The 16,667-nt window shown below is 49.5% G+C and carries 13 protein-coding genes; 3 read left to right on the forward strand and 10 right to left on the reverse strand.

Going from position 1 to position 16,667, the window contains the following annotated elements:
• Positions 1-210 precede the first annotated feature (210 nt).
• Positions 211-810: a ribosome biogenesis GTP-binding protein YihA/YsxC gene (yihA, locus tag EL262_RS04880; protein ID WP_025837014.1), complete on the forward strand. Its 600-nt coding sequence runs from the start codon at positions 211-213 to the stop codon at positions 808-810.
• A 491-nt stretch (positions 811-1,301) separates the two neighbouring features.
• Positions 1,302-1,736: a DUF6078 family protein gene (locus EL262_RS04885; RefSeq protein ID WP_159100488.1), complete on the forward strand. Its 435-nt coding sequence runs from the start codon at positions 1,302-1,304 to the stop codon at positions 1,734-1,736.
• A gap of 202 nt (positions 1,737-1,938) precedes the next feature.
• On the opposite strand, the gene EL262_RS04890 is transcribed toward EL262_RS04885, so the two are convergent.
• The 7 genes from EL262_RS04890 to EL262_RS04920 form a co-directional block, all read right to left on the reverse strand.
• Complete coding sequence (locus EL262_RS04890; protein WP_025837009.1) at positions 1,939-2,175, reverse strand: protease inhibitor I9 family protein; 237 nt, start codon at positions 2,173-2,175, stop codon at positions 1,939-1,941.
• An 83-nt stretch (positions 2,176-2,258) separates the two neighbouring features.
• Positions 2,259-3,671, reverse strand: a complete 1,413-nt coding sequence (locus EL262_RS04895) for a S8 family peptidase (protein ID WP_025837007.1) — start codon at positions 3,669-3,671, stop codon at positions 2,259-2,261.
• A gap of 362 nt (positions 3,672-4,033) precedes the next feature.
• On the reverse strand, positions 4,034-4,483 hold the full coding sequence (locus EL262_RS04900; protein ID WP_025837005.1) for a YqaA family protein: 450 nt from the start codon (positions 4,481-4,483) through the stop codon (positions 4,034-4,036).
• Between the two features lie 9 nt (positions 4,484-4,492).
• Entirely contained in the window at positions 4,493-5,404 is a 912-nt protein-coding gene (locus EL262_RS04905) for a hypothetical protein (protein WP_025837002.1), read from the reverse strand.
• Between the two features lie 10 nt (positions 5,405-5,414).
• Positions 5,415-6,695 carry a phosphoribosylamine--glycine ligase gene (gene purD, locus EL262_RS04910; protein ID WP_078735596.1) on the reverse strand — a complete coding sequence of 427 codons (1,281 nt, stop codon included), beginning with the start codon at positions 6,693-6,695 and terminating at the stop codon, positions 5,415-5,417.
• Positions 6,696-6,707: 12 nt separating this feature from the next.
• Positions 6,708-8,864, reverse strand: a complete 2,157-nt coding sequence (locus tag EL262_RS04915) for a S9 family peptidase (protein ID WP_234983418.1) — start codon at positions 8,862-8,864, stop codon at positions 6,708-6,710.
• A gap of 35 nt (positions 8,865-8,899) precedes the next feature.
• Complete coding sequence (locus EL262_RS04920) at positions 8,900-10,804, reverse strand: THUMP domain-containing protein (RefSeq protein WP_244919661.1); 1,905 nt, start codon at positions 10,802-10,804, stop codon at positions 8,900-8,902.
• Between the two features lie 202 nt (positions 10,805-11,006).
• Between EL262_RS04920 and EL262_RS04925 the strand changes: the two genes are divergently transcribed.
• Entirely contained in the window at positions 11,007-11,732 is a 726-nt protein-coding gene (locus EL262_RS04925) for a hypothetical protein (protein ID WP_078735954.1), read from the forward strand.
• Between the two features lie 321 nt (positions 11,733-12,053).
• Here the strand turns inward: EL262_RS04925 and EL262_RS04930 are convergent, their stop codons facing one another.
• The 3 genes from EL262_RS04930 to EL262_RS04940 all read right to left on the reverse strand — a co-directional run bounded on the left by EL262_RS04930 (position 12,054) and on the right by EL262_RS04940 (position 16,661).
• On the reverse strand, positions 12,054-13,391 hold the full coding sequence (locus EL262_RS04930; RefSeq protein WP_078735953.1) for a sigma-54-dependent transcriptional regulator: 1,338 nt from the start codon (positions 13,389-13,391) through the stop codon (positions 12,054-12,056).
• Between the two features lie 113 nt (positions 13,392-13,504).
• Complete coding sequence (locus EL262_RS04935) at positions 13,505-15,646, reverse strand: peptidylprolyl isomerase (protein WP_078735952.1); 2,142 nt, start codon at positions 15,644-15,646, stop codon at positions 13,505-13,507.
• Between the two features lie 292 nt (positions 15,647-15,938).
• On the reverse strand, positions 15,939-16,661 hold the full coding sequence (locus EL262_RS04940; protein WP_025839304.1) for a tRNA1(Val) (adenine(37)-N6)-methyltransferase: 723 nt from the start codon (positions 16,659-16,661) through the stop codon (positions 15,939-15,941).
• Between the last annotated feature and the right edge of the window lie 6 nt (positions 16,662-16,667).

Below are 16,667 nucleotides of genomic sequence, written 5' to 3' on the forward strand. Positions count from 1 at the left end.
TTTCGAATGTTGTATTTATTTGTTACTAATAGTGTTTGATCTCTGATAGTTCAGCCCGAACCACATCTACGGTTCAGTCGTGCAAAGTTATGATATATTTCCGTAACATACAATACTTTCGTCCCTATTCAGATATGGAAATCATTGTTTTACTGCCAAGTAGGCCCGAAAATTCGTACCTTTGTGACCAAAGAAACAAAAAGCAAAGCAATGGAAATCAAGACTGCCGAATTTGTGATCAGCAACTCAGAGATAGACAAGTGCCCGAAAGACGGACGCTCGGAATACGCTTTCATCGGACGATCCAACGTGGGCAAATCCTCACTCATCAACATGCTTACCCGCAAGAAAGGGCTGGCAAAAACCTCCCAACAGCCGGGTAAAACTCAGCTCATCAATCACTTCCTCATCAACGATAACTTCTACATCGTCGACCTTCCCGGCTATGGCTATGCCCGTACCTCGAAAGAAAAGCGTGAGGAATTCAAGAGCATCATTTACACGTACATCTATGAGCGTCCACAGCTGACCAATCTATTCATCCTCATCGACATACGACACGAACCCCTGAAGATCGACATCGAGTTCATCAACAACATGGGGGTACGTGGCATCCCCTTCGCCATCGTCTTCACCAAGGCAGACAAACTCAGCAAAGGAGCAGCCGCAACCAGTATCGAACGCTATAAGACTCGCCTGCTCGAAGAGTGGGATGAGCTCCCACCGATGTTTGTCACCTCATCCGAAAACAGCACCGGCCGTGACGAGCTCCTCGGCTACATCGACGCTATAGAGCAGGAGATCAAGTAAGACCACCCCTACCCTGACGACATAGACTTTTCTTTTCTTTGTAGGACAAAGGGACGAAAGTAGCTCGTAAAGAGCCAGGGAGATCATTCGACACAGCAATCTAAAAGGTCTGTGACAAAGCAAAAAACTTTGTCACAGACCTTTTTTCATCCTCCCACACGATCAATACACAAGGCCTCGTCACGAACAACCACGACCAGACTTCCAAACAACAGGCGGACTTTCGATCGAAGTGTTTCATCACTTTTCGGATAAACGACAGAATGCATTCTGTCGCCCCGCAGAAAACATTCTGTCATCCCACAGAAAGTATTCCGTGGCTCACCGGAAGAGTACGACTTCACTCCCTAACGAACCATAATCGACGATAACCGACTCTATTCGACGATAACCGACGGTAACCGACTGTAATCAACCGAGGTGTGAACCGGCAGTCTTATCTTCGTGGCGAATATCAATCACCAACCAAATAAAAAAACAACATGAAGACAATGAAAACAAACTTCGACCCCAAGTATCTGACCAAGTCCGTGACTCACTGCCTGAAAGCCACCTGCTCCCTTGCCGAGAGCTGCCTGCACAACCTTGTACACCGACACCTGCCCCCTCAGAGTTCTTACGTATGCTATGACCCTCGCCTGCAGTCGGACGGAGAGACTTGCCGGACCTATCTCTCAAACAGGATCATCCGTATGGCCAAGGGGTTTAGGACAGGTATCCAACGTGTACCCCAAAAGGATGCCAAAAAGGCTCGACAGACTATTCGATACGAAATGGACTGGGGTGTGAGCACCTACTATGAGTATCGCTCGGGCAAGAGAGCCCTTTCGCCCGAACAGCAAGTCGTCATCTCCGACATCCTCCACCGATACGGCATCGAAGGCGAATTCTTTGACGCTTATATAGAGGTCTATCCTTCAGAGTGATAAGGATAAATAGAAACAGAAACGAGGATATGTCATAATACGCAGACTACCGTATTGCTTACAATATTCGGCTTTCATTCTACACATCTTGGGCATAATAGAAGAGGGTGTGCCGAAACTTCCATTTTGACACACCCTCTATCTCGTGTCTGACACAATCGGGATTTACTCCGAGTGTCAGCTACTTGGGAGGAACAACCGTTTACAAAGCATGGACTTCTTCGTCCGGTTCTATCGCAATAATTTCAGGCTTCTTGGCCAGTGCCAATATATCTTCGGAAGTCAATGTGGCAGAAATAATGCTCTCCGAGAGTTGTTTCGATGGGCGGATACCCACTGTTTCTGCGGAGACTCCTTCCTTCAGGATAATCAAAACCTGCCACTGCGCTTTGGAGTTGGCGCGAATTTCGGACTCAAGTGAGGGGTGTATTTTCTGCATAGTTGTAACTCTTAAAGTGTGAACACAGAAGCACTCCCCCTCCTCGGAGGAATGCTTCTATATAAAATTATTTTGTACGTCTATCAACGTGTAGCTTCATCACAATTGATCAAGCCGAATCCAAAAGTACTATCGTTGCTGGTGTCTCCCAAGTCAATGGCAGTTCGGGTGATCAACCTTTTGACCTGAGCAGGTGTGATGCTCGGATACCTCTGGATGATGAGGGCTGCCAAACCTGAAACGTGCGGACAAGCCATACTTGTACCGGACATCTTCGTATAAGAATTATTCAAGCAGGTAGACTCTACTGAGACTCCCGGAGCAACACATGTCACAGGATTAGATTCATTTACGCATGAACCCCTTGAAGAGAAGGGCGCAATGACACCATTGCGATCCACAGCACCGACAGCTATAGGGCTGGCATTGGATTCACCTTGCATGAAAGAGTTGGCCGGAGTTCCGACCCAAGGGAAGTGACGTCCATAAGAGTTTCCTGCAGAAGCAACTACCGTTATTCCGCTGTCTTGGCATCTCTTGATGATCGTAGCCATCGCCACTATAGGCTTGCGGGGATTCCCAAGACTCATGCTTGCAACATTCATCTTATGGCGAATACACCATTCTAATCCTGCGATGACATAGCTAATAAGCCCAGACCCCTCCTTAGGTAATACTTTTACAGCGTAAAGCATCGCCTTGGGAGCAACTCCCACCACTCCATAGCCATTATTCCTGGCAGCGATGATACCTGCACAGTGTGTACCATGTCCATGATCATCATCATAACTGGACACGTCAGGAACAAAAGAAGCTCCGCCACAGACGGTCAAATCAACGTGATTGGCAATACCTGTATCCAAAACTGCAACTTTGACACCTCTTCCATCGATCTTGCGTCGCCAAGCAGATGGTGCTTGCACCAACGAAATATTCCATGGGATCTCTTGGTACACCGTTTCCTCCCGCCTGAATTTATTCGGAATGTTTCTGAGAAGTGATCTGTATACATCCCGCAACACACGTCTCATTATAAGGTTCTTTTGTGGAGAGATGAATGGTCTATGATGGAGAGGATGCTTGCCGGGTTTGTATTTTCTACGATTAGAGCGCTTAGCTTCGGGCAACAATTCCTCAAGAAGGAAGTCCTCGTCAAAATCTTCATCTTCAAGAGAGTTTTCGTCGATTTCTTCAAGCCCTTCCAAGTCATCTTCTGTATAGCTGTCGTATAGAGGAAAGACTTCGCAATCTTCCTCAACAGCCAAAACTTCGGTCTTCTCAGCAATCTTCTTGGCCTCCTCAGCTGATAGAGAAAGTCTTGTGACGCCCAGATTTTCGAAGTGTAGGACATCATTTGCCGCAGGCTCTGCTTCGGTCTCCATGAGTGCGACCCCGTCTTTGTAACGTGTCTTTGCGACTCCTAGCACTTCAATTGCTTTCTCCGCTACAATGTTTCCATCAGTGTAGGTTACTAGATAGGTTTTCTTTTTTTCCATGTTTCATCTGATATTAAGAGTTTTTACATACACGGAGACAAGTCAAAAAACTAACTGTCTCGCTTTCATACTTTTTTTCAAAAATCAAAACTGATGATATTAGGATGTGTTTTCCAAATACAATCAATCAACTGACGTAATATCTACGTGTTTTCGATGGTTAAATCTCAATGTGCGCAATTTATAGATAAATTTCAATACTTGCAAATAAAAAGTCACATTTTCTCTATTTATTAACATTCGATCGTACCAAGAGAAGGAAACAAAATTAAACCTGACGCCTAAGTTTGATGCCAAACCCGCGTCAGGTTATAAATACTCAACCCAAAGTATGGGTATATGATAGTGGATAAAACCTGGTTTCAGAAGAGGGAGATGATCCAGTCCACTGCCTTGACCCAGATGAGATAGCGGAAGAGCTTGCCGGCGAGCATGAAGCCTGCGACGGCCCATACATTGGCACGGAGGAGACCAAGGGCAACAGCGAAGAAGTCTCCGATACCGGGCAGGAAGACGAAGAAAGCCATCCAAGACCCTTTCTTCTGCAACCATCGGGTGACGCGGTCGAGTTTTTCCTCTTTGAGTTTGAGATACTTGATGATCCATTCTTTCTTACCCAAGAGTCCAAGCCAGTAGCAGGTCATCCCACCAAGCCAATTGCCAAGCGTGGCAGCAGTGATGCAGAGGGTGTAACTTGCCCCGGTGAGAAGGACTCCGGAGAGGACCACTTCCGAACTGAAGGGGAGTATCGTGGCGGCAAGAAAGGCGGCTATGAAGACGCCGATGTATCCGTATTCGATGAGGATTTCCATAGAAGTTTCTTATTGTCCGAAGAGTGTGTAGAGCATCGTCCCCAAGACTCCAAAGACGATCATGGCCATCAGACCGAGCCAGATCTTGTCACGGATCGAGGCGTAGAAGACTTGAAGCATCACACAGAGGAAAAAGAGGGAAAGTACCATATAGAGTTCGACAACATTGCCGAACGAGTAGAGCAACTGCAGGCCGAAAGTAAGCCAACACAGAATGAGGTGAATACGGGCGAAGAAGCGGTGGCGTTCGAGTGCCCGGGTGTGAAAGTTGTAATAAAAGAGCGATACCGCAAACAGAGCTACGAGATAAGCTCCGTAGAAGATGAGTTCGCTTCCGGGTGTGGGCAGAGTGATCGCCCGAAGCTGTTCAATGTTGCCGAACCACCACGCCTTGACCCCATCGATGGTCGGCACCACCGTGAGCACAAAGTCGAACCACCACACAGTGAACCCTCCAAGAAGAATAGCTCCGAAGTGTCGCCAATCCATAAGATCCATCTTTTTCAGATTGATGATATAGAATGGGATAAGCACCAAGATGCCGGGATGACCGAGGGAGAGCAGGACGAGCAAAAAACCGATGTCGAAGACGGCAAAGTGCCTCTTGTTGTAAGTATAACTATTGAGGAAGAGTTCGGTCGCAAAGATCCCGATGATCAACAAAAAAAAGATACTCCCCATCCCCTGACTGCCGGAGAGCAGCAAGGGGACGGAGAGCATCCCGAATAGTGGTATGCCGGCATAGCTGGTAAGCTTGGAGCCGTAGTAGAGCAAGCCGTGACGACGTATGAGCACGAGGAGAAGGAGCACCAAACCCACTGCGACAAAAGGCGATGAGGACAGAAATGTCATCATCCCACTTTGACTCGGAAGGAGTCTGTCGAGTAGAGAGAGAGGTGCGTTCATCCTGGCTGTATCCATTGTCCTCCGGTCACTTCAAGACATCCTGTCCGATGTCTCTGCGATAGTATATACCTTCGTAGTGAATGCCGGAGAGTCTTTCGTAGCTCTTTGCAAGAGCTTCGGAAAGGGTATCCCCGATAGCAGAAACAGCGAGGACACGCCCCCCGGATGTGAGCACGTGATCATCACCTGTCTTCGTGCCGGCATGGAAGACTACAGAAGTGTCGGTGTCCGCCCCTATACCGGAGATCGGAAAACCTTTCTTGAAGTCTTCGGGATAACCTCCTGAGACTGCCACGACAGTGGAGGCGTGGAAGTCCTCTTCGGCCAACTTATGGGAGTGAAGAGTGCCTTCTTTGAGACTGAGGAGTGCAGGTACAAGGTCTCCCTTGATACGCAACATCACGACCTCTGTCTCGGGATCTCCCATGCGACAGTTGTACTCGATGACATAAGGCTCGCCCTGAACATTGATGAGTCCGATAAAGACAAAGCCTTTGTAGTCGATACCTTCGGCTTCCAATCCCTTGATCGTAGGCACGACGATACGCTCCTCTACTTTCTTCAGAAATGCTTCGTCCGCAAAGGGGACAGGAGAGACAGCCCCCATACCTCCGGTATTGAGTCCGGTATCGCCTTCGCCGATGCGCTTATAGTCCTTGGCCATCGGAAGGAGGGTATAGTCGTGTCCGTCGGTCAGCACGAAGAGAGAGCACTCGATGCCGGAGAGGAAGGTCTCGACGACGACTCTATTGCCGGCATCTCCAAACTTGCCTCCGAGCATCTCCTCCATGGCTGCACAGGCTTCTTCATAACTGTCGATGATAAGGACGCCCTTGCCGGCTGCAAGACCATCGGCCTTGAGGACATAGGGGGAACGCTCTTCGGTGAGGAGATAAGCCTTGGCCTCTTCGAGTGTCGCAGAGGTGAAAGTGCGGTGCTTGGCCGTGGGGATATTGTGACGAGCCATGAAGTCCTTGGCAAAGTCTTTGCTGCCCTCGAGCTGAGCCCCGGCCTTGGATGGGCCGATGATGTGAAGCGCCTTGAGATCTTCTTGGGCAGACAAGTAATCGGTGATACCATCAACCAACGGAACTTCGGGTCCGACAACCACCATATCAATAGCGTGCTTGCGGATCACATCCGCCACAGCACCGAAGTCAGAGATGGAGACAGCTATGTTTTCACACCCCGGGAGTTGCCCTGCATTACCGGGTGCGATATAAGTCTTTTGGACAAGGGGGCTACGAGAGATCTTCCAAGCCAATGCTTGCTCTCGTCCGCCACTGCCGAGGATAAGTACATTCATAACTGAGACTTTTTAGAGGTGATCAGTGAAGTATCTGGTGATGGTCTTGTACAGATGTACCCTCTCCCCACCCCTGACATTGTGCTCATGACCGGGGTAGACCATATAGTCAGGCATTGTGCCTGCAGTAACCGCTGCCTTGACAAAGAGAAGTGAGTGCTGCCATACTACGACGGGGTCGATATCTCCGTGAATGAGGAGAAGACGTCCCTTGAGATCACCTGCACGGCTGATGAGGTTCGAAGCGGCATAGCCCTCGGGGTTGTCTTGAGGAGTGTCCATATAGCGTTCGCCGTACATGATCTCGTAGAAAGACCAGTCCATGACAGGGCCTCCGGCGACACCGACCTTGAACACATCAGAGTGTGTCAGCATAAGATTAGTTGTCATGAAGCCTCCGAAGCTCCATCCATGTACACCGATACGATCGGCATCGACATAAGGCAAAGACTTGAGGAACTCGACACCCTTCATCTGGTCTGCCATCTCGGGTGTACCGAGTTGGCGATGGATGACGGACTCAAATCCCATCCCTCTATTGGCAGAGCCTCGGCTATCGACAGTGAAGACGATATATCCCTGCTGAGCCATGTAGTTATCCCAAGTCATACGAAGGCTGCGCCAACTGTCTGTGACAAGTTGTGCGTGTGGACCGGCATACACATAGACAACGACAGGGTATTTCTTACCGGCTTCCAACTTGGCAGGACGAGTCATCTTGTAGTAGAGATCCGTCTTGCCGTCAGCTGCCTTGATTGTGCCAAGTTCGACAGTGGGTACCTTGTATCCTTCGAAGAGATTCTTCGCGGTGTCGAGCGTACGACTCTTGACCTTACCGGTCGTTGTGATGAGCGAAAGTTCGCCGGGTGTATTGATGTTTGAGAAGTTGTCAATCACAAGCGACTTATCAGGCGAAATCATCGTAAGGTGGAAACCCTTACCGGGAGTCAGACACTCACGCTTGCCCCCCGAAGTAGATACCCTCCAGAGAGCCTGTCCCATGTGATAACCCTCGTTTGAGACATAATAGACATACTTGCCCTTGGCATCCATACCGATGAGTGCTTTTACTTCCCAGTCTCCCGAAGTCAGCTGACGCACCTTCTTTCCTTGTATGTTGTGGAGATAGATGTGATTATAACCCTCCACACGGCTCGTACGTATGAAGAGGTGGGGACGCCCCGGTACAAACTGAAGCGGAGCAGAAGGCTCCACATACTTATCGTGCGACTCGGTCATGACGACTCCGACCCTCTCTCCTGTCGAAGGCGAATAAGAAACAAGGCGACCTTCTTTCTGACTTCTTGCCACTTCGTCTATATAAAAGAGCTTTTCGTCCGGAGACCAAGCCCAGTTGGTGAAGTAAGCCTCACTTGGCCAGTCGCTCTTGACGACCTGTGTTGTCTTGGTTTGGGTATCATAGATATGCACACTCACCCTCTCACTGTTGCGTCCAGCCATAGGATACTTGTAATGTACAAGCTTTGCGATAGGGGCATTCATATCCACGATGGGATAAGCCTCGACGTCTGTACGATCGATCCGATAGTACGCCAGATAACGCCCTGAGGGAGACCAAAGCGTGCCCCTGTCGGTGTTGAACTCATTACGGTGTGCCGGCGTACCATAGACGACATCATCCGTACCATCAGTGGTGAGGGTCTCCATATTACCTTCGGCATCAAGGATAGAAATGTTTTTTCCATCCATGAGAGCGATACGCTTACCCTTTACGGTGAGATCCGTTGTGGCAAACTTGCCATGGTCAAACTTATATTTCTGTACAAATGTCTTTGTGCGGCCATCGAAGACAAAAAGCCCCTTTGCACTCTCTGCCACGAGGACATCATTATCCGCATTCATGCTCAAGGATGGTAGCCCCTTTTCGTCGGCACCGGCAAAAGCCCTCCAAGCATCGAGGGAGAGGAGGTCGTGCTCCTTACCGGCCTTATCGATGAGGAAGTAGGTGTTACCCTTTCTCACCACTGCACCAAGGTCTGTGACACTCGTCACCTGCAACATTCGAGGGGCTTTTTCGGCATAGCCTTTCCCTCCGGCGATGACGTCATCGAGAGTCAAGTCCTTCTTCTCTTGAGCAAGAGCAGAAGAGACACCGACAGCAAACACAAGTGCTGCCGCAACAAGCATACGTTTTGAGGTAATTTTCATAATACAAAATCAGGTTTGATCATTTTTATTCGTTGTCAATCCTCTTCCGGCATACGTTCTCTGTTCGAACGAGGGATGAAAAGGACTGCTTTATTCTGTTCACGCGAAGGCCTGCGGTCGCCGAAACGACGCTCGCCGAATCGTCTCTCCCCGAAAGGACGATCTCCCCGGGGCTTATCTCCAAATTTGCGATCACCGAACGAACGCTCGCTTCTCGGCTTGTCGCCAAACTTGCGGTCTCCGAACTTCCTCTCTCCAAAAGGACGCTCATCTCTCGGCTTGTCTCCAAACTTACGGTCTCCGAATTTCTTCTCTCCAAAAGGACGCTCATCTCTCGGCTTGTCGCCAAACTTGCGGTCTCCGAATTTCTTCTCTCCAAAAGGACGCTCATCTCTCGGCTTGTCGCCAAACTTACGGTCTCCGAATTTCTTCTCTCCAAAAGGACGCTCATCTCTCGGCTTGTCGCCAAACTTGCGGTCTCCGAATTTCTTCTCTCCAAAAGGACGCTCATCTCTCGGCTTGTCGCCAAACTTACGGTCTCCGAATTTCTTCTCTCCAAAAGGACGCTCATCTCTCGGCTTGTCGCCAAACTTGCGGTCTCCGAATTTCTTCTCTCCGAACGAACGCTCGCCCCTCGGCTTGTCGCCAAAAGTCCTACGCTCACCTCTCTCACCCCTGGGTTTGTCCGATCGTGGACGATCAGTCTTACGACGGTCGAACTTCTTCTCTGTCCATTCCCCGGCATGGGCATACTCCTCATTATTCTCGACACGCTCCTTCACAAACTCGTTGCGCTTGCCTTCGAAGAGTTCGTATCCACGAAGCTCGCACTCCAAGCTGCCATTGAAGAGTTTTTCTCTGAAGAAGTGCTTGAGACCGATGGCATCGAAGCCCTCGATGTTCGATGTGATCACCCACGCCTTGTAGCCCGCAAAGGCATGCTTCAGCACGGAGCCGATGGAGCCGTACAGCTTCTCCAACTCAGCAGGTCGCAGACGCTCCCCATAAGGCGGGTTGGTCATCAAGAGACCCATAGGTGAAGGCTTGGTATCTGCAGTGTACTCCTCGATACTTTTGATCGAAAGCTGGACATGCTTCTGCACACCTGCACGAGTGACATTGGCGCGAGCGATAGAGATCGCTTTGGGCGAAGCATCACTACCGTATATGGTGTGTTCGAAAGGTCTCTCCTCCCACTCATCCAAGATATTGCTGAGCAGTTCGGCATCGAAGTCCTGCCACTTCTCAAACGCATAAGATTCTCTGAAGATACCCGGTGGGATGTTCAGTGCTATAAGGGCAGCCTCAGTAAGGAAGGTACCGCTACCGCACATCGGGTCGACAAAGTCTGTCGACCCATCCCATCCTGCTTGCAGGAGCATCCCTGCCGCAAGGACTTCGCTGATGGGGGCATCATTCTGTCCCACGCGATAGCCCCTCTTGTGCAAGCTCTCGCCACTGGAGTCGAGAGCGAGGGTCACCGTCGTATTTGCGATATGGATATGAAACCTCATATCAGGGTCACCGACAGAGACATTGGGACGACGCATCTCCCTATCCTGAAAATAGTCAGAGATCGCATCCTTGGCACGATAGGCCACAAACTTGCTATGAGTAAACTTTTCGGAAAAGACGACAGTGTCGAATGCGAAAGTGGATCTCGACGTGAGGTACTTACTCCAGTCCACATTGTCATATAGATATTGATAGATCTCATCGGCATTGGCAGCCTCGAAGGTGTCCATCGGCACCAGTACCCTGAGGGCAGTACGGAGGTGGATATTAGCTTTGTACAGAGTGCTCTTGTCTCCCTCAAAGGAGACCATACGACGTCCTACCTCTACTTCCGTAGCTCCGATAGACTCCAATTCACTCTTCAGGATCTCCTCAAGACCATACATGGTCTTGGCGATCATCTTAAACTTGAGATTATCTTCCATTCAATATATCAAACCAAGTGCTGAAATATAATGCAGAGACAGAGCACTCGAAAGCCATCTCCACAACCTCACAAAGGTACGAATTTCCGATGATTACCCAATCTTGTTTACTTTTTGTACATTTGTCTACATACACTCTCCTGCGACATGGGGAGGAGGGAACAAGAGTCAAAATAATCAACAGCTAAAAGAATCAATTACTATGAAACGTATCGTAGGATGGGCACTCGCCTTGGCTTGCCTTATGGGGGCATACAGCTGTGGCGGAGCCAAGAAATCACAATCAACCCAAGGCCAGGCTCAAGAAACGGACAGCCTGCAATACATCACCCTCAAGGTACGACACGAACCGATCGACGGAGAAAGTGCCGAAGAAGATCCGACATCCAAGTTTGCCCCCCTCTTCAAAACGAAGAACAAGTATATCTCTTACAGATACGAGGGTCATGATGAGGCCATGAAGGGAGACTTCAATGGGGATGGCAAGGCCGACGAGACTTTGATGTTCGTACCCGACGAAAGGGTAGACTCACTCCCCAAAGGACTGCTGTATCTCAGGGGAGAGGTCACCCAAAACTTTCGGGCAGACCTGCAAGAAGCGCTTGATCAACTGGGTGAGTCCTCAAGCGAATTTATCGACCTTGAGATGACCTATCATGACTTTGACAAGGACAATATCCCCGAACTCATCGTGAGCCTCGTGGATATGGGCTCTCTATTCATGAACACCCGTGTGTACCGCTGGACAAATAAGGACACCAAAGCACCATGGGAATATGTCGCATCCATCTATGGGCAGACCCGCATGTACATCGACCCGAACGGTGATGTCGTTGCTCCTTTCGGCTCTCAAGGACTCTTCTATGCTTATCGCTTTGACGGTAAAACCTTTGCAGAAGTCGAAAGCAGTTTTGACGACCAAGAGTGACCCATCACTTTGGCACGGGATACTAACAATCAAAACCGAAGCGATACCACGACCACCTCAAACACCCATGCCAAAGGCGCCACAAATAAAAAGATCGAGCACTCAAAAAAAAAGATGAACGAGGGTCAAAATCGATTCGTAAGACTTGTTGAATCAAATCTTACGACTTTCCTCTTCAAGTCTTACGACTTTTTTCCACGAGTCCTACCCCATCCAAGGGGTAGGATCTATTTTTTCCATTTGATCTGACTCGGAGGCACAAAGCAGTGGATCAACACGAGTGTGCTGACCGATATGTGGGAGTACTTTCGGTTATGATGATTACAACCCGTACTTTTTGATCTTACTGTAGAGAGTGGGGCGAGTGATGCCGAGTTCGTCGGCAGAGAGAGAGATGTTGTAGCCCGTGCGTTCGAGACTCTGGAGGATGACCTGTCGCTCCATCGCTTCGAGGGTGATGGGTGTACCATCATGGAGAGGATGACGGATGCTGTCGAGGAGGAAGTCCTTGTCCGTGACTTCGCTTCCCTCGGAGAGGATCACCGCCTTCTCGATGGCATGACGAAGTTCGCGGACATTGCCGTACCAAGGGTGAGCTTGGAGTCTCTCAAGTGCAGATGGGGAGAGCCCCGTGAGGGCTTTGCCGTATCTTATGGCGTATTCGTCAAGGAAGAGGTTCGCAAGTTCTTCTATATCCTCGGGGCGAGAGCGCAAGGGCGGGATCTCGATATGGATCGTATTGATGCGATAGAGAAGGTCTTCCCTGAACTCACCACTCGCCACCTTATCGAAGATACGGGTATTGGTCGCAGAGATCAGACGGACATCGAAAGGGATGGGCCTATTGCCACCGACACGGACGACCTCACGGCGTTGGAGAGCGACAAGGAGCTTGGCTTGGAGCGAAGGGCGGAGATTGCCGATCTCATCGAGAAAGAGAGTACCACGATGGGCTGACTCGATCTTACCTACCCTATCGGTGTGCGCATCGGTAAAAGCCCCCTTAACATGACCGAAGAGCTCACTCTCAAAAAGAGACTCGGTAATGGCCCCCATATCGACATTGATGAAAGGATGATCTTTGCGCTGAGACAGATGATGGATGTAGTGAGCGATAACTTCCTTACCCGTGCCGTTTTCGCCAGTGATGAGGATGTTTGCATCTGTGTCAGCGACCTTATGCACCATCTCTATCAGGTGCTGCATCACGCGTGATCGGCCCAAGGCGATCTTAGGCTCCGACTTTGGGGCATCCTTTTCTTTCTCTTTGGCGGGAAAGGAGGTTTTCATCGCATTTCGGAGACTTTCGACCAGCTTTCTATTGTCCCAAGGCTTGACGACAAAGTCCGAAGCCCCACGTTTGAGTGCTTCTACGGCAAGGTCGATATCGGCATAGGCAGTGAAGAGCACCACCGGCAGTTGCGGATAAAGCTTCTTGACTTCGGATAGCCAGTACAAGCCCTCGTTACCGGAATTGACCCCGGCTTTGAAGTTCATATCGAGCAAGACGACATCAGGCTGTACCCTACGAAGCGCAGACAGGAGTTCGTGCGGAGACGAGATGAGGGTACATTCATCGAAGTGCGAACGAAACAAGAGCCCAAGCGCACTTAGGACATTGCGGTTATCATCAAGGACAACGATTTTGCCATTTTTCATAAATCAGATCTGCTAATATACACGTGGGCAAGCCCCTTCGTCAAACGCAAATATAACCAAAAAGCCCCACTGTACCGTCCGATACAGTGGGGCTTTTTATTGTTGTCAGATCATCAATAGAAGCGCACTCTCGTGTCTTCGACATCCGATCTGAGGATAATCCATTGTAATGCTCTCGCACGTACGGCTGCCTGACGAGAAGTCTCGATGAGACCACGAGCAGCCTCAGGAGTGACTGTATCAGCATCACTATTACGAGAGATGACATTGACGAGATACACGCCGTTGTTACCCTTGACCGGAGTAAGAGTATTGAGAGGTGCATAAGTCGCCGCAGCGTTAAGGGCTGGCTCAAAGCCGACACCTTCGAGACGGTTGGTATCAAACTTCACAAAGTTGATAGAGTCCACCGGCATATCGACAGCCTGCGAGTAAGCCTCCAAAGAAGCGTAGTTGCCTGCCTTAAGCTGGTTGTACATCGCATCGATCTTAGCAAGATTGAGCACAGCAGGTTGGATCTGCTCCTTTGCATCAGCCAAAGAGACATAACCTCTTGGGTAGACTTTCTTCACCACCGCAATGACATACTTGTCACCACACTCCTTGACTTCAGATATAGCACCTACCTTGTTGTTGAGTGCCCAGCGCACAAGCTCACGACTGTTTGTGATAGAGTTTGCCAAGTTAGGCTGCATAGCATAGACAGGAAGATCCTTCAATGTCTGATACCCTGCAACGAGAGCAGCTGTATCGAGGGCAACAGGGTTGTTGTTCTTTGTCAAGAACGTATTCATTTCGTTGTAGAGATCACCGATGGTTCTCGAACTTGGAGTAGCCTTCTTGGTCACATAAGCGACATTGTACTTCTTGACAGGAGCAGTTGCCTTTTCGACGAGAAGGATGTGCGCACCATACTGAGAAGTGAACTTGACAGGAGTACCGACAGTAGCCGAGAAGATGGCATCTCTGAACTCAGGGCTGATAAAACGACCTGCGGAGAACTCTGTGAACCATCCGAGTTCGCCACCATTAGCACCGCTCCTATTGTCCAAAGAGTGGTTCACTGCGACATTGCTGAACGCTTCGATGCCACCCTTGGCTGCGTTGAAGAGGCTGTCGATGGCAGCATCACCGGGCTGAAGGAGGATATGACGAACAAGAAGTGAGTCAGGAGCGACCTTTGTACCAAGGAGCTTAGCCACACTGTAAGTATTGTCGGAGAAGTTAACATCTGTCACGTGACCGGGCTCAGCAGCAGCAAGCTCGTCAGCGAGTGTAGAGTTGAAGAAAGCATTGCGGAAGAAGCTGAGTGGGAGATAAGCATCAAACGCCTGTTCGTCTGAAAACTCAGAGATCACATCGTTTGCGTTTACGCCCTCGATAAGTTCTCTACGAGCAGTCTCCACATCTTGAAAAGTAGCATCAATGTCAGCTTGTGAAGGAGCAATGGTCGCGTATACGACATCGACAGTACGGCCCTCATCGGTCTTGAATGCTTCCTTATGACCGTCATAGAAAGCCTTGAGAGCAGCATCAGTGACAGTGGCAATGCTGTCGGGTGCTGTCATTGCAGCTCTTGATACCAATGCCAAGTCAGCAGTAGTTCGGCCTGCAGCGACATAATCTTCTATTTCGAGCTTATTCGCCACCATAGCCTTGGAGATGAGGTTGGTGTACTTTTCATTGAGTCTGAAGTCATGGATGTTGTTTTCCATCGCGATCCAAATGTTACGAAGTTCAAGAGCTTGGTCTCTTTCAGCAGGGCCATAACTATTGATCTGCTTTGGATCGATACCCTTCAAGAAGTTGAGAAGAGCAACCTTGTCGAAGACTCCTGTCTGTCCATCGACAAAGAGAGGAGAATTCATCACGACAGGAGAGATAAAGTCACCTTGTACGAGGTCAAACACCTCAGCCGGAGAGACACTGATACCGAGTTGCTTGGTCTTTGCATCGAGGACGTGTTCGGAGACGATCGAAGTGTAGACCTGATTGCGGAGTTGATTCATCTCAACATCGGAGAGGTTATTGTTACCGCTCTGCATACGGTACAACTCCTGTGCCTGATTGACACGAGCTTCGTACTCATTGATCTTGACGACCTCACCATCGACGACGATGGCATTCATCTGTGAATCTCTGAACAAGGTTGTACCTTGTCTTAGGAAGTCTCCCATAAGGAAGGCCAAAAGAGCCAACCCGATGATGATAACAAGGAGACCTGCACGGTTTCTAATCTTTTCTAAAGTTGCCATTATATAATGTTTTTGATTTATCCGGCGAAAATATAGTACTTCAAGGGTGCGAAGTTAGTAAGAATTAAGATTATATACAACAAGTAGAGCTTCCAACTTACCCCACTTTTTTATGTTTTTACACACTTTCATCAGAAGCCACGGAGAAGCCTCATGCGCTCTCTATGACTCTCCAAGCCCTAAGGTAAGAAAATCTTCTCGACAAGAAAGAGACTCTTCATGACGAATATCATTCATGCCCTTATCGGCAGTATTGTATTTTTGAGAAAAAGGCAGACAAGATTGGGATTTATCATTTACGGGTCAGATAGAAGTCCTTGGTAAGTTCCCCGAAACGCTCCGAATAGTGATGACGAGCCACTTCGATGAATAGATCATCGAGCTCCACACTATCGACAGCATCGAAGCCCCAAGTGGCGACAACCCTCTTCACGGGTGCATTTCTCAGGGGGCGCACGAGTAACACGGCTTGCAAAAAGAGAGAATGCTCATCCGCTGCTGCTCGGAAACGGTCGAACGAACTGACAGCTGTGATGACCACAACACGGCCATCAGGCCTGAGGAACTTCCTTGCGTGCCCAAAGAAGCCTTCGGGTGTAAGTCCTCCGATATGTCGGGCTTGATTGCGGTGCTTACCCGAAGCCTGATGAGTCTCGGTAAAAAATGGGGGATTGCTGATGATCAGATCGTAATGCTCCTCCGGTATATAGTCCAAAAAGTCGGAACAAACCGCCTCCACACGATCGAAGAAAGGAGATTCCGAGATACTTCGGAGCGACTCCCTGACAGCCTCCTCCGACAGTTCGACACAAGTCACCCGAGCCATCGGAGAGCGCTGAGCCACCATCAACCCTACGATACCCGTACCACTGCCGACATCGAGTACCCGAATAGGCCTGTCCGCAGGTACCGACACATAAGCCCCCAAAAGAACAGCGTCGGTACCGACCTTCATCGCACTTTCCTGTTGATGGACTTTGAAGTGCTTGAACATGAACGGTTCGTACCGACGCATCGCCTG

This window comes from Porphyromonas cangingivalis (assembly GCF_900638305.1).
GTDB classification, from domain to species: domain Bacteria; phylum Bacteroidota; class Bacteroidia; order Bacteroidales; family Porphyromonadaceae; genus Porphyromonas_A; species Porphyromonas_A cangingivalis.

Bases quoted from the DNA above. Each gene is read 5' to 3' on its own strand.
- yihA (WP_025837014.1), top strand. From the start codon at position 211: ATGGAAATCAAGACTGCCGAATTTGTGATCAGCAACTCAGAGATAGAC.
- EL262_RS04885 (WP_159100488.1), top strand. From the start codon at position 1,302: ATGAAAACAAACTTCGACCCCAAGTATCTGACCAAGTCCGTGACTCAC.
- EL262_RS04890 (WP_025837009.1), bottom strand. From the start codon at position 2,175: ATGCAGAAAATACACCCCTCACTTGAGTCCGAAATTCGCGCCAACTCC.
- EL262_RS04895 (WP_025837007.1), bottom strand. From the start codon at position 3,671: ATGGAAAAAAAGAAAACCTATCTAGTAACCTACACTGATGGAAACATT.
- EL262_RS04900 (WP_025837005.1), bottom strand. From the start codon at position 4,483: ATGGAAATCCTCATCGAATACGGATACATCGGCGTCTTCATAGCCGCC.
- EL262_RS04905 (WP_025837002.1), bottom strand. From the start codon at position 5,404: ATGGATACAGCCAGGATGAACGCACCTCTCTCTCTACTCGACAGACTC.
- purD (WP_078735596.1), bottom strand. From the start codon at position 6,695: ATGAATGTACTTATCCTCGGCAGTGGCGGACGAGAGCAAGCATTGGCT.
- EL262_RS04915 (WP_234983418.1), bottom strand. From the start codon at position 8,864: ATGAAAATTACCTCAAAACGTATGCTTGTTGCGGCAGCACTTGTGTTT.
- EL262_RS04920 (WP_244919661.1), bottom strand. From the start codon at position 10,804: ATGGAAGATAATCTCAAGTTTAAGATGATCGCCAAGACCATGTATGGT.
- EL262_RS04925 (WP_078735954.1), top strand. From the start codon at position 11,007: ATGAAACGTATCGTAGGATGGGCACTCGCCTTGGCTTGCCTTATGGGG.
- EL262_RS04930 (WP_078735953.1), bottom strand. From the start codon at position 13,391: ATGAAAAATGGCAAAATCGTTGTCCTTGATGATAACCGCAATGTCCTA.
- EL262_RS04935 (WP_078735952.1), bottom strand. From the start codon at position 15,646: ATGGCAACTTTAGAAAAGATTAGAAACCGTGCAGGTCTCCTTGTTATC.
- EL262_RS04940 (WP_025839304.1), bottom strand. From the start codon at position 16,661: ATGCGTCGGTACGAACCGTTCATGTTCAAGCACTTCAAAGTCCATCAA.